A 13,225-nucleotide genomic window follows, 5' to 3' on the forward strand; every position below is an offset into this window, starting at 1 on the left:
GGAGATGGCAGCTCTGCGCCCGTCATACCCACCCAAAAGCGACGCGGCTTGCACGCGTCACAATTGGGCAACCGATAACGGTTACCTGTCATTTCACCATTGAGTGATTGCGTATTGGCAGCACGTCCCCCACTCGGCGTGCGCCGACTCCATCACGCTTTTGTATAGTATGCAAGAGTCCGTTTGACCCAACGTCGTGCAAAAGCGCCGATCTCGCGCAAATTGTGGCATCAGGGCCGCGTTACAACGCCAGACATCCCACCGCCCAGCGCGCCGCGTCCCGCACCGCCGCGTCCGGATCGTCACACAAGGACTGCGCCACGCTCCGCAATCGCGCCTCTCCGGAATTTCCGATGGCATACAAGACGTTGCGCACCATCCTGTCGCGCCCGATCCGCTTGATCGGCGACCCGGAAAATCGCGCCCGAAAGGCCGCATCATCCAGCCCCGCCAGGTCTTCCAGCAGCGGCGCCCCGACCGCCGCCGCATATTTCACCTCTACCGCCACCTGCGCAAACTTGTTCCACGGACAGACCGCAAGACAATCGTCACACCCGTAGATGCGGTTGCCCAGCCCCGGACGCAGCGCCTCGTCCACCGGTCCCTTGTGCTCGATCGTCAGGTACGACACACACCTCCGTGCATCCAACTGATAAGGCGCGGGAAAAGCCCCCGTCGGGCAGATGTCCAGACACTTCCGGCAGGACCCGCAGTGATCCACCTCCGGCGCATCCACCTGCAACTCCAGCGTGGTAAAGATGCAGCCCAGGAAGAACCACGACCCCAATGCGCGGCTGACAAGATTCGTATGCTTGCCCTGCCAACCCAAGCCCGCCGCCTGCCCCAACGGCTTCTCCATGACCGGCGCCGTATCCACGAAGACCTTGATTTCAGGATCGGAACCTGACGCGTCGATCAACCAACGCCCCAGCCGCTTCAGGCGCTTCTTCACCACGTCATGATAATCGCGCCCCTGCGCGTAGACACTGACCGCCCCCCGGTCACGCTGCCCCAGCACCGCCAAAGGATCGCCCTCCGGCCCGTAATTCTCCGCCAGCATCACCACCGACCGCGCCTCGGGCCAAAGCGCGCCGGGATCGCCCCGCCACCCCATGCGCTCTGCCATCCAGCCCATCTGCCCGTGCCGCCCCAGCGCCACGAACTCTGCCAGGCGTTCCGCCACCTGTGGCACATCCGACGGACGACACACCCGGCAGGCCGAGAAACCCACGGCATCCGCCTCGACCTTCAGCGCAGCCGTCAGCTCAAGCACACCCCTGCCCCTTCATCTTGACGAAAATACCCTCGGGGGAGTCTGCCAGCGGCAGACCGGGGGCAGAGCCCCCGACGCGGGCGCAGCCCGCGCCCGATCTTTCGCAGAAAGATCGTCCCCCCTCAGAAATCGAGGTCCGCATAATGCGCCGGCGGCGGAAAGCCCGGCACCTGGTCGGCGAGGATCGACCGGAAGGCCGGGCGCGACTTGATCTTGGCGTACCAGTCCTTCACGGCCTCCGACCGGTTCCAGTCGACGTCACTGATGTAATCCAGCGACGATAGATGCGCGGCGGCCGCGAAATCCGCCAGCGTCATGTTGTCCCCGGCCAGCCAGCGCCGATGCTCCAGCAGCCAGGCGAGGTAATCCAGATGATACTTGATCGCCTTCGCCCCGGACTTCACGTTGCCGGAATCCGGGAAACCGGCCTTCATGACCTTCTTGTTCACCCGCTCGTACAGCAGCTTCGAGGTCACCTCGTGGTGGAACTTGTCATCGAACCAGCTCACCAGCCGCCGCACCTCGTAGCGCCCGTCGGCCGAGCGCGGCATCAGCGACGGCTCGGGATACTTCTCCTCGATCCACTCGCAGATGGCCGCCGATTCCGCCATGGTCTTGCCGTCGATGCGCAGCACAGGCACCTTGGCCGCCGGATTGCGACGCAGGAAATCCGGGTCCTGTTCCCAGTAGCGTTCCTCGACCAGTTCGCATTCGATCTTCTTCTCCGCGAGGCTCAGACGCACCTTGCGACAGAAGGGAGAGAGCGGCACGTGATACAGCTTTGCCATGAAAATCCCGATGTAGAAGACGCCCCGTCCTACCCCCGAACCGCCCCCGGATTCAAGCCACAGGAGAAGCCACGGCGCGGCTTTGCCGTCGTTGCGGCAGGGATCACCCGGCCTGTCCGCCCTCGAAACAGGCCGCGCGGCCATCGGCGCGGATCGTTGCCGCCCCATCCTCGACGGCGCGGGCGCGGCGGTTCAGCGCCTTGTCCGGGCGCGCCGCATCGCGGGTCTTGGGCGAAGGCAGCACCGCCGCCAGCAGCGCCGCCTGCCGCGGGCTCAGGTCTGCCGGCTGCACGCCGAAATAGCGCTCCGATGCGGCCTGTACGCCGAACACGCCCTCGTCGAATTCCGCAACGTTCAGGTAGACTTCGAGGATGCGCCGCTTGGACCACATGCCTTCGACCAGCGGGGTCAGCCCGGCCTCCAGCGCCTTGCGCAGCCACGACCGATCCTGCCAGAGGTACACGTTCTTCACCACCTGCTGAGAGATCGTCGACCCGCCCCGCGCCGCGCCTTCCTCGATCGCGGCCCGGATGGCGCTCATGTCGAACCCCCAGTGCTCGCAGAAATTCGCATCCTCCGCCGCCACGACGGACCGCAGCATCACCGGCGCCACGTCATCCACGTCGACCCACTGCCGGTCCACCGACCCCAACCGCGCGGCCTCGGTCCAGATGGTATGCGTGGTCGGCGGGTTCACCACGGTGAACAGCGCCACAGCCAGAACGACGAAACCTGCCAAAGCCAGAACTCCCCTGAACACGACGCGCCGCAGGCGCGTCCGCAGACCGCCCTTTGCCCCTGTTCCCTTGCGCGCCTTGCCGGGGCGCGCCGTCTTTGCCCGTGTCGCCATGCGCCCTGTCTACACCGCCCGTCCCCGGGCGCGAGCAAAAAACGAGGCGGCCCCGCCCATCGCCGGACAGCGCCGCCCCGCCCCGTGAGACTGAGAGATCGACTTCATTCAAGGTCCTTCATATCGCCACTATGCGAACAATCCCTTTATGTCGCCAAATTTAGCCAACCAACGGACACAATTGCGGCGAAAGGGGGGAGATTCACCCAGCGTCACCGCCATGGGGATGATGGGCGTGATCGTGCTCATGGGGATGGTCATGCACATGCTCCGCAGCAGGCTCCACCGGGTCCGCCACCTCGCGCACATCGTAGTTGCGCCGGATCGCCGCCGTTGCCCGCCCCCACTCCGACACCTGTACCCGCGCCTGATGCGCCTCGAAGGCCGTCATATCCGTGAACAGCTCATGCACCGTCCAGACGCCGCCGCCCACCGGCAGCACCTCGAACAGGACACAGCCCTCCTCTTCCCGCGTCAGCGCCACATGGTCAGGCAGATAGGCCCGCACGACCTCGGCCTCTTGCGGTGACACGCAGATCAATTCCCCTGCCAGTTCGATCATCTCCAAATCCCTCAAACGAAAAAACGCGCCCCGAGGATACCCCGGGACGCGCAAATCTCCAAACGTCGGGCCTGGACCGGGCGGATTACTCCGCCGGGACCGCCTTGCTTTCCTCGATGCCCAGCGGATGCGGGATCTTGTTCAGCATCTCGGTCGGGCAGACCTGGACGAAATTGCCCTTCTCCAGATCCCAGTGCTGCAGGATCTCGGCGGCCTTCTGCGACCGGGTCTCGTCAAAGTGACGCTGGATCAGATCCTTCAACTGGTCTTCCCATGCGGACACGGTGACCTTGCAGGTGACAAGGCTCTCCATGTTCATCATGTCCTTGGCCTCGTCCTTCGGGTCGTACAGGTACGCCATGCCGCCGGTCATGCCCGCGCCAAAGTTCGCACCGATCCCGCCCAGGATCACCGCAACGCCGCCGGTCATGTATTCACACCCGTTCGACCCGCAGCCTTCGACCACGACCTTCGCACCGGAGTTCCGCACCGCGAAACGCTCACCGGCCTTGCCCGCTGCAAAGAGGTAACCGTCGGTCGCCCCGTACAGAACGGTATTGCCGATGATCGTGTTCTCCGAGGCCACCAGCGGCGAGACCAGCGGCGGACGCACCACCACGGTGCCGCCCGACAGGCCCTTGCCGACATAGTCGTTGGCATCGCCCGACACTTCGATCTTCAGACCCGGTGCCGCGAACGCCCCCAGCGACTGACCGGCAGAGCCCGTCAGCTTGATGTGCAGGTGATCCGGTTGCAGCGCGTTGCGCATGCCGAACTTCGACACGATGTGCGACGAGACCCGCGTGCCCACAGTCCGGTGCGTGTTCTGCACCGAATAGGACAGCTGCATCTTTTCCCCATCCTGCAGGAAGCGCGCGGCATCCCGGACGATCTCGGCATCCAGCGTGTCCGGCACGGCATTGCGCGCACGGTCACGGTCGTACTCGATCTTGTCCGAGCCATCGACGCGGATCAGCAGCGGGTTCAGGTCCAGATCGTCCAGATGCTCCGCACCGCGCGACACCTGCGTCAGCAGGTCCGCACGACCGATCACCTCGGACAGCGACCGCGCACCGATTTCCGCAAGGATCTCGCGCACTTCGGTGGCGTAGAAGGAGATCAGGTTGACCACCTTATCCGCCGTCCCGGTGAACTTGGCGCGCAGCGCCTCGTCCTGCGTACACACGCCGACCGGGCAGGTGTTCGACTGGCACTGGCGCACCATGATGCAGCCCATGGCGATCAGCGCGGCGGTGCCGATGCCGTATTCCTCGGCCCCCATCATCGCCGCCATGACGATGTCACGACCGGTGCGCAGACCACCGTCCGTCCGCAGCGTGACGCGCGACCGAAGGTTGTTCATCGCCAGAACCTGATGCGCCTCGGTCAGACCCATCTCCCACGGCAGACCCGCGTATTTGATGGAGGTGGCCGGAGACGCCCCGGTGCCGCCATTGTGGCCCGAGATCAGGATGGTGTCGGCCTTCGCCTTCGCCACGCCCGCCGCGATGGTGCCGACGCCCGAAGACGCCACCAGCTTCACCGTCACCTTGCAGCGCGGGTTGATCTGCTTGAGGTCGTAGATCAGCTGCGCGAGGTCTTCGATCGAGTAGATGTCGTGGTGCGGCGGCGGAGAGATCAGCGTCACGCCCTTGGTCGAGTGACGCAGGCGCGCGATCAGGTCGGTGACCTTCATGCCGGGCAGCTGGCCACCCTCGCCGGGCTTCGCCCCCTGCGCGACCTTGATCTCCAGTTCCTCGCAGTGATTCAGGTACTCGGCGGTGACACCGAAACGACCCGAGGCCACCTGCTTGATCTTCGCCGACGGGTTGTCGCCGTTGGGCTCCGGCACGAAGTGTGCCGGATCTTCACCGCCCTCACCCGAATCCGACTTCGCGCCGATACGGTTCATCGCCACGTTCAGCAGCTTGTGCGCCTCGGGCGACAACGCCCCCAGCGACATGCCCGGCGTCACGAACCTCTTGCGGATCGAGGTGATCGATTCCACCTCTTCGATCGGGATCGCCTTGCCCAGCGGCTTGATCGCCAGCAGGTCACGCAGATGGATCGGCGGGTTCGCCTGCATCGCGTTCGAATACTGCTTCCACAGTTCATACGACGCGCGGTCACAGGCCGCCTGCATCAGGTGCATGGTCTGCGCACCCCACGCGTGGGTCTCGCCGGACTTGCGCGCCTTGTAGAAGCCACCGATCGGCAGCACGTCGCGCCCGCCCTTGAAGCCCAGCGCGTGGACCTCTTCGGCCTTCTTCTGGATCCCGTTCACACCGATCCCCGAGATGCGGCTGATCATGCCGGGGAAGTATTCCGCGCACATGGCACGGGACAGGCCCACGGCCTCGAAGTTCAGACCGCCGCGATAGGACGAGATGACCGAGATGCCCATCTTGGACATGATCTTCAGCAGGCCTTGGTCGATGGCTTCGCGGTAACGCGCCACGGCCTCGGTCAGGGACATGTCCAGCAGGCCGCGCTTGATGCGGTCCGCAAGGCTGTCCTCGGCGAGGTAGGGGTTCACGATGGTCGCGCCCGCACCGATCAGCACCGCAAAGTAATGCGGGTCGATGCATTCCGCCGACCGCACGTTGAGCGAGCAGAAGGTCCGCAGGCCCTTGCGCGTCAGGTGGCTGTGCACCGCGCTGGTGGCCAGGATCATCGGCATGGCGATGCGATCCTCGCTGACGGCCTCATCGGTCAGGATGATGTGACCCGCTCCCGAGGACACCGCCTCCTCGGCCTCGGCGCGGATGCGCGCCAGCCCGTCCCGCAGCGCGTTCTTGCCGGGGACAAAGGTACAGTCGATGGTCGTGCAGGGCGCGTTGAACTGCTTTTGCAGCTCGACGAACTGAGCGTTGCCGACGAACGGCGTGTCCAGCACGAGGATCTCGGTCTGCGACGACGATTCATCCAGCACGTTCTTCAGGTTGCCGAACCGCGTCTTCAGGCTCATCACGCGGAATTCGCGCAGGGAGTCGATCGGCGGGTTGGTCACCTGGCTGAAGTTCTGGCGGAAGTAATGCGACAGCGGGCGGTACTTCTTGGACAGGACCGCGCTCGGCGTGTCGTCACCCATGGACGCCAGCGTCTCCTTGGCGTCCTCGGCCATCGGCGCAAGGATCTGCTCCAGCTCCTCGATGGTGTAACCGGCCGCGATCTGACGACGGCGCAGCTCCGCACCTTCGAACATCGCCGTCTCGGTGATCTTGCCCAGCTCTTCGTCCAGCTCGTTGATCTTGCCGACCCACTCGCCGAACGGCTGCGAGGCCGCCAGACGGTCCTTGATCTCGGTGTCGTGGTACAGCTTGCCCTCGGCCATATCGACCGCGATCATCTGACCCGGCCCCAGGGCGCCCTTCTCGCGCACGGTCGCTTCCTCGACCGGGACCATGCCCGCCTCGGACCCCGCGATCAGCAGCCCGTCACCCGTCACCACATAGCGCATCGGACGCAGACCGTTGCGGTCAAGCCCGCCACAGACCCAACGGCCATCGGTCATCGCCAGCGCCGCCGGACCATCCCAGGGCTCCATGACCGAGTTGCAGTAGGAATACATATCCCGCCACGATTCCGGCAAGTCCACCGCCTGCTTGGACCAGCTCTCCGGCACCAGCATGGTCTTCGCCATCGGCGCAGACCGGCCCGCGCGCACCAGAACCTCGAACACCCCATCCAAAGCCGCCGAATCCGAAGCCCCGTTCGCGATGATCGGCTTGATGTCCTCCGCCAGCTCGCCAAAGGTCGACGAGGCCATGCGGATCTCGTGCGACTTCATCCAGTTGACGTTGCCCTTCAGCGTGTTGATCTCGCCGTTGTGCGCCAGCATCCGGAACGGCTGCGCCAGCCACCACTGCGGAAAGGTGTTGGTGGAATAGCGCTGGTGATAGATCGCAAACGCCGACTCAAAGCGCTCGTCCTGCAGGTCCGGATAGAACTCCGACACCTGCTCCGCCAGCATCATGCCCTTGTAGATGATCGACCGGCAGGACAGCGACGCGATGTACAGCTGGCCCACGCCCGCCGCCGCCGCCGCCTTCTCGATACGACGACGAATGACGTACAGCTCGCGCTCAAAGGTCTCTTCGTCCACGCCCTTGGAATTCGACAGCAGGATCTGCTCGATCTCGGGACGGGTCGCGTTCGCCTTCTCGCCAAGGCAATCCACGTTCACCGGCACATGACGCCAGCCGTAGATGTAATAGCCCATGCGCAGCACTTCGGTCTCGACGATGGTCCGGCAGGCCTCCTGCGCGCCGAAATCCGTGCGCGGCAGGAACACCTGCCCCACGGCCATCAGCTGATCCTTGCGCGGGGTATGCCCCGTCCGCTCGACCTGGTCGTAAAAGAACGGTGCCGGGATCTGCACGTGGATGCCCGCCCCGTCGCCGGTCTTGCCGTCGGCATCGACAGCCCCGCGGTGCCAGATCGCCTTCAGCGCGGTAATCCCCGCCTCCACGACCTTGCGCGACGGCTTGCCGTCAAGGCTCACCGCAAGACCCACACCGCACGACGAATGCTCTTCGCTCTCGTGGTACATGCCGTTCTCCGACATCCACTTGCGCTTGGCTTCCTCGGCCCGGACCCATTCAGCATCGTACTTGGTCATGGCTCACGCCCTCCGTTCAAGGCCCTCTCGGGCCGTCTCAGTCCACAGGGTCTCGCGACCCAATTCCCGAAAAGCGCCAAAGCCCCAGCTTCTCTGCTTTCCAAATACTCAAACCCACGGCGTCACGCGCGCAGGCCTCAATCCTCCGGGCCACCGCCCTCCAGCACACCAAACCGCTCGACGCAGTCCTGGCGCGTCAGCAACCGCCGCCCCTCACCCGCATAGGCAAAGCTGTCCGGCTTGTGGTCGATGTAGATCTCGTTCGTCATCTCGAACCCGTCGGCATCGTCAAATATCCCGATCGGCAATTCCGTCTTGCCGAACCACTGCCCCTCGCGCGTCACCCGGAAATACAGCCCAGATCCGCAGCGCGCACAGAACCCGCGCTCCGCCCAGTCCGACGACTGTATGACCGAGACCTCCCCCGACCAGACCACGTCCTCCGTCGGGACCGTCACGCCAATCAGCGCAGACCCCGTCCAGCGGCGGCACATCTCGCAATGGCACGCACCGACAGCCACGGGCACGTTTTTCGCAGAAAAACGGACCGCCCCGCACAGGCAGCCACCAACCTGTTCCCCGGCACGAATCTCACCGGCGCGCGCGCTCATGACCGCACCTCCAGCGCGCTGATCATCTCGCCGCAGTCATACAGCGGCACGACCGAGGCAAAGCCCGCCTCGCCCGGATAGATGAACTCGCGCGGCGTGCGGTCGAAGGACGACTGCACCCCGTCGAACAGGCTCGTCCCCCGCCCGGCAAAGAACTTGCGGTGCGTATCCGACACGTATTCCGCCCCGGTGTAGCGCCCGATTTCCTGCCCGTCCGCCGTCTCGTAGGTCACGGTAAAGGCGGTGCGGTTCAGCACCTCGCCGTCGATCAGCACGTTGCGCTCGACGATGCGGTCCTCGCCCCGGATACGCTCAATGCTGCCATCGGCGCGGCGCTGGTCGAAATCAAAGGTATCGGCACCGGTCGCCAACAGGTTGGACACAGACGCCGGATCACGCGGCGGCAGTACCGTCACCGTCTCGTTTCCCGTGGGCAGATCGACCGAGGACACCCACTGCGCCTCGGCGTCGATCCGGCTCAGGAACACTGGCCCCTCTTCGAGGTAGACGATCCGCCAGCGATCCGTCCCGGACGCGGCGCATTCATAGTGATGCTCCACCCGGCACTGGTTCATCTGCACGGTCAGGAAAACCTCGCAGCCCTCCGGCGGCGTGAAAAGCTGCGCCGCATGCAAGGACGCAGGCGCAAGGGCCATCAGCCCCGCCACGCAAACACCCTGCATTGCTTCACGCTTTCTCAACCTTTTCCGCCTTTCGGGTCAGCCTCGCTGACGCTTAACCTTTGTCAGAAGCCCCCTGTGCATATCTGCACATCGGGTTAACAACCGGCCGGAATGACCGGGCAAACCGGCCGGTTCTTGCAATCTATCCGGTCGTCGTGCGCCAAAAGGCACACGCCTGGATCATTCTGCCGCGACCGCCGCCTTGGCGTTAAGATCTCCCAGCAGGGCCTCCACACAGTCGCGCCCGTCGCGGATTGCCCAGACCACCAGCGAGGCACCGCGCACGATGTCGCCTATCGCATAGACCCCCTCGGCCGAGGTGCGGCCCGTAGTGAACTCCGCCTTCACGGTGCCCCAGCGGGTCACTTCCAGCCCGTCCGTGCCCCAAAGCTTCGGCAGCTCTTCCGGCTCGAAACCCAGCGCCTTCACCACCAGATCGGCAGGCTCGTCGTAATCCGAACCTTCGATCAGCTCCGGGCTCTGACGACCGGACGCATCCGGCGCACCAAGGCGCATTTTCTGCACGGTCACGGCGCTGACAACGTCACCGCCCTTGAAGCCCACCGGCGCGGTCAGCCACTCGAACACCACGCCTTCTTCCTCGGCGTTCTGCACTTCGCGCTGCGAGCCGGGCATGTTGGCGCGGTCACGACGATAGAGGCACTTCACCGACTCCGCGCCCTGACGGATCGCGGTCCGCACGCAGTCCATCGCGGTGTCACCACCGCCGATGACCACCACGCGCTTGCCCTTGGCGTTCAGCGTACCGTCCTCGAACTCGGCCACGGAGTCGCCAAAGTTCGCCGTCTTGTTCGACGCCGTCAGGTAATCCAGCGCCTTCACGATACCCTTGGCACCGGCACCCGGCCCGCCAAGGTCACGCGACTTGTAGACGCCGATGGCGATGATGACCGCATCATGTTGTGCGCGGATCTCCTCAAAGGACATGTCCTCGCCCACGTTGCAGTTCAGCACAAAGCGCACGCCGCCCTGCTCCAGCTGCTCGACGCGACGCATGACCACGTCCTTCTCCAGCTTGAAGCCGGGGATGCCGTAGGTCAGCAGACCGCCCGCGCGGTCATAGCGGTCATAGACCGTGACCTGCACACCAGCGCGACGCAGCATGTCGGCAGCGGCCAGCCCGCCCGGGCCAGCGCCGATGATACCGACGCTCTCAGAACGCTCCACCGCAGGCGCGGCAGGCTTCACCCAGCCGTTTTCCCAGGCGGTATCGGTGATGTACTTCTCGACCGACCCGATGGTCACGGTGCCATGGCCCGACTGCTCGATCACGCAGTTGCCCTCGCACAGGCGATCCTGCGGGCAGATGCGGCCACAGATCTCCGGGAAGGTGTTCGTCGCCTGGCTGATCTGGTAGGCTTCCTCCAGACGACCCGTCGCCGTCAGGCGCAGCCAGTCGGGGATGTTGTTGTGCAGCGGGCAGTGGCTCTGGCAATACGGCACACCGCACTGCGAGCAGCGCGACGCCTGCTCCTCGGCCTTGGCCTTGGCGAACTCGGCATAGATCTCGTCGAAATCCTTGTTGCGGACCCCCGCCTCACGCTTCTGCGGCATTTCACGCGCGGTGGTGACGAATTTCAACATCGGCTGCTTTGCCATGGGTCGCGAACCTTCTGCAGGAATAGACTTCGAGTGTGTCGCGCCTCAATATCCAAGGCCTCGCACAAAGAAAAGTCAGAAAAGCTGACCTAAATGCGCTTTTCCAAGGTCCCGAGCGCGAAAGTTCGCTCCACTCACGGAAATTTAGGTATCATCCCGGACCCAATTTCACCCTTCCCATTGTGAATCATGGGTCTATACCTGCGCGCAGGCTCACCAAAGGATACAGCCATGCCGCTGCTGCACCTACTGATTCTTGCCCTGATCCAAGGCATCACCGAATTCCTGCCAATTTCTTCATCGGGCCACCTGATCCTCCTCCCGGCCCTCACCGGCATGCAGGACCAGGGCCTCGCCATCGACGTGGCGGTGCACGTTGGCACCCTCGGCGCGGTCATCCTCTACTTCTGGCGCGACGTGCGCGAAGCCGCCATCGGCACCCCCCGCATGTTGACGGGCAGGACCGACACCCCCGGCGCGCGCCTCGCTTTCCTTTTGCTGATCGCCACCATCCCGGTGATCCTGATCGGCCTCGTGATGAAGGTCACCGGCCTCAACGACCTGTTGCGCTCCACGGCCGTCATTGGCGCCACCATGCTGATCTTCGGCGTCGTGCTCTGGTGGGCCGACCGTACCGGCCCGCAGGAACTCGAAGCCTCGGACTGGACCCCGACGGACGCGATCAAGATGGGCCTCTGGCAAGCCGTCGCCCTGATCCCCGGCACCTCGCGCTCGGGCATTACCATCACGGCGGGCCGCTTCTTGGGCTACACCCGCCACGACGCCGCCAAACTCTCCATGCTCATGTCGATCCCGACCATCATGGCCTCGGGCGGCCTGCTGGCGCTGGACGTGATCGGCGAAACCACCCCCGGCCTGCTGCGCGACGCGGCCATCGGTGCCGCCTTCGCCTTTGCCGCCGCCCTCGCCGCGCTGACCCTGATGATGCGCCTCCTGCGCTCCGTCAGCTTCACACCCTACGTTATCTACCGCATCATCCTTGGCGCGATCCTGCTGGCCATCGCCTTCACATGACAAGGGGCGCCGCCCGCGCCCCTTCATCTTGACCCAAATACCTCCGAGAGCGCGAGAGTGGAACTCTCGCTGAGCGCACCAGCGCTCACTCCCGGTGGTATGGCGCGCCGCCAAGGATCGACGCCGCCCGGTACAACTGTTCCGACAACATCACCCGCACCAGCATATGCGGCCAGACCATCTTGCCGAAACTCAGGGCGAAGTCCGCCTCGGCCCGCAGCGCCGGGTCGATCCCGTCCGCGCCACCGATGACAAAGGCCACGTCGGAACACCCCGTATCGCGCCACTTCGCCATCTCGCCCGCGAACTCCGGCGAAGTCATCACCCGCCCACGCTCATCCAGCACACACAGCTTGGCACCACCCGGCAAGGCCTTGCGCAGCAGAACCGCCTCGGCTGCCATGCCACCGCCCTTGCGGTCCTCCACCTCGGTCACGGTGACGGGGCCCAGCCCCATCCCGCGCCCGGTCTTGTCGAAGCGGTCGATGTAATCGGAAACAAGTTCGCGCTCTGGACCGGCCCGCAGCCGGCCCACCACGCATAGATGTACGCGCATCGTTGGGTCAGGCCTGACCGGCCTGGGGCGCCCACATCTTCTCGAGCTGGTAGAACTCGCGCACTTCGGGGCGGAACAGGTGCACGACCACGTCGCCCGTGTCGATCAGCACCCAGTCGCCGGTCTCCTTGCCCTCCATCTTGGACAGGATCCCGAAATCGCGTTTCAGCTCTTCGGACAGCTTCTCGGCGAGCGCCGCCACCTGACGCGACGACCGCCCCGAGGCGATCACCATGTAATCGCAGACAGAGGTCTTGCCGCGCAGATCGATCTGCACGACATCTTCGGCCTTGTTGTCGTCGAGGATGGTGAGGACCGCCGCCAGCAATTCCTCGCTGGTGTAGTCCGGGTGAGTCGCGGCCGTCACAGGCCCACTCGCTGCAGCGGAAGCATCCGCGTGTTGCATGGCAGACAGGACATCGTCCTCCTTTGCGTCTCGCACCGCAAATCCCCGGTGCCGGGATACCCATAAGGTAGCATCGAAAGCGTAAAATCTCAATGTCACTGCACAGCGGAATGACAAGAGCGCGCTCCTATGCCGATTCCGCGTGCAAACGCAAGCCCCGGGACCCGCGATTTCAGACCTCACAGGCCGGGGCGGAGCCCCGCAGCCCCTGCAACCGGAC

Annotated in this window: 11 protein-coding genes; 1 reads left to right on the forward strand and 10 read right to left on the reverse strand. The window is 64.7% G+C overall.

Annotation, left to right across the window (positions count from 1 at the left end):
- Positions 1-241: 241 nt before the first annotated feature.
- The 8 genes from queG to ACP16H_RS19210 form a co-directional block, all read right to left on the reverse strand.
- Entirely contained in the window at positions 242-1,273 is a 1,032-nt protein-coding gene (queG, locus tag ACP16H_RS19175; RefSeq protein ID WP_425073856.1) for a tRNA epoxyqueuosine(34) reductase QueG, read from the reverse strand.
- A gap of 122 nt (positions 1,274-1,395) precedes the next feature.
- Positions 1,396-2,061 carry a glutathione S-transferase family protein gene (locus tag ACP16H_RS19180; RefSeq protein WP_425073857.1) on the reverse strand — a complete coding sequence of 222 codons (666 nt, stop codon included), beginning with the start codon at positions 2,059-2,061 and terminating at the stop codon, positions 1,396-1,398.
- Positions 2,062-2,164: 103 nt separating this feature from the next.
- Positions 2,165-2,911 carry a monofunctional biosynthetic peptidoglycan transglycosylase gene (gene mtgA / locus ACP16H_RS19185; RefSeq protein ID WP_425073858.1) on the reverse strand — a complete coding sequence of 249 codons (747 nt, stop codon included), beginning with the start codon at positions 2,909-2,911 and terminating at the stop codon, positions 2,165-2,167.
- 202 nt (positions 2,912-3,113) lie between these two features.
- The gene (locus ACP16H_RS19190; protein ID WP_425073859.1) at positions 3,114-3,473 is read right to left on the reverse strand and encodes a putative quinol monooxygenase; all 360 of its coding nucleotides are present in this window, start codon (positions 3,471-3,473) and stop codon (positions 3,114-3,116) included.
- 85 nt (positions 3,474-3,558) lie between these two features.
- Positions 3,559-8,094, reverse strand: a complete 4,536-nt coding sequence (gltB, locus tag ACP16H_RS19195; RefSeq protein WP_425073860.1) for a glutamate synthase large subunit — start codon at positions 8,092-8,094, stop codon at positions 3,559-3,561.
- A 137-nt stretch (positions 8,095-8,231) separates the two neighbouring features.
- Entirely contained in the window at positions 8,232-8,615 is a 384-nt protein-coding gene (locus tag ACP16H_RS19200; protein ID WP_425073861.1) for a GFA family protein, read from the reverse strand.
- Between the two features lie 86 nt (positions 8,616-8,701).
- On the reverse strand, positions 8,702-9,373 hold the full coding sequence (locus tag ACP16H_RS19205) for a hypothetical protein (protein WP_425073862.1): 672 nt from the start codon (positions 9,371-9,373) through the stop codon (positions 8,702-8,704).
- Between the two features lie 195 nt (positions 9,374-9,568).
- Positions 9,569-11,008: an NAD(P)-dependent oxidoreductase gene (locus ACP16H_RS19210; protein WP_425073863.1), complete on the reverse strand. Its 1,440-nt coding sequence runs from the start codon at positions 11,006-11,008 to the stop codon at positions 9,569-9,571.
- A gap of 231 nt (positions 11,009-11,239) precedes the next feature.
- Between ACP16H_RS19210 and ACP16H_RS19215 the strand changes: the two genes are divergently transcribed.
- A complete protein-coding gene (locus tag ACP16H_RS19215) occupies positions 11,240-12,043 on the forward strand; it encodes an undecaprenyl-diphosphate phosphatase (protein ID WP_425073864.1) in 804 nt (267 codons plus the stop codon).
- An 85-nt stretch (positions 12,044-12,128) separates the two neighbouring features.
- On the opposite strand, the gene rlmH is transcribed toward ACP16H_RS19215, so the two are convergent.
- Both rlmH and rsfS read right to left on the reverse strand, forming a co-directional pair.
- Positions 12,129-12,599 (reverse strand): 23S rRNA (pseudouridine(1915)-N(3))-methyltransferase RlmH, encoded by a 471-nt coding sequence (gene rlmH, locus ACP16H_RS19220; protein ID WP_425073865.1) that lies wholly within the window; start codon positions 12,597-12,599, stop codon positions 12,129-12,131.
- A 7-nt stretch (positions 12,600-12,606) separates the two neighbouring features.
- The gene (rsfS, locus tag ACP16H_RS19225; protein WP_425073889.1) at positions 12,607-13,005 is read right to left on the reverse strand and encodes a ribosome silencing factor; all 399 of its coding nucleotides are present in this window, start codon (positions 13,003-13,005) and stop codon (positions 12,607-12,609) included.
- Positions 13,006-13,225: the final 220 nt, after the last annotated feature.

Origin of the sequence: Sagittula sp. S175, from assembly GCF_049800975.1 — a bacterium.
In the GTDB taxonomy this organism is placed as follows: domain Bacteria; phylum Pseudomonadota; class Alphaproteobacteria; order Rhodobacterales; family Rhodobacteraceae; genus Sagittula.

Excerpts from the sequence above, each read along its gene's own strand:
- ACP16H_RS19215 (WP_425073864.1), top strand. The coding sequence starts at position 11,240 with ATGCCGCTGCTGCACCTACTGATTCTTGCCCTGATCCAAGGCATCACC.
- mtgA (WP_425073858.1), bottom strand. The coding sequence starts at position 2,911 with ATGGCGACACGGGCAAAGACGGCGCGCCCCGGCAAGGCGCGCAAGGGA.
- rlmH (WP_425073865.1), bottom strand. The coding sequence starts at position 12,599 with ATGCGCGTACATCTATGCGTGGTGGGCCGGCTGCGGGCCGGTCCAGAG.
- ACP16H_RS19190 (WP_425073859.1), bottom strand. The coding sequence starts at position 3,473 with ATGATCGAACTGGCAGGGGAATTGATCTGCGTGTCACCGCAAGAGGCC.
- ACP16H_RS19180 (WP_425073857.1), bottom strand. The coding sequence starts at position 2,061 with ATGGCAAAGCTGTATCACGTGCCGCTCTCTCCCTTCTGTCGCAAGGTG.
- ACP16H_RS19210 (WP_425073863.1), bottom strand. The coding sequence starts at position 11,008 with ATGGCAAAGCAGCCGATGTTGAAATTCGTCACCACCGCGCGTGAAATG.
- gltB (WP_425073860.1), bottom strand. The coding sequence starts at position 8,094 with ATGACCAAGTACGATGCTGAATGGGTCCGGGCCGAGGAAGCCAAGCGC.
- rsfS (WP_425073889.1), bottom strand. The coding sequence starts at position 13,005 with ATGCAACACGCGGATGCTTCCGCTGCAGCGAGTGGGCCTGTGACGGCC.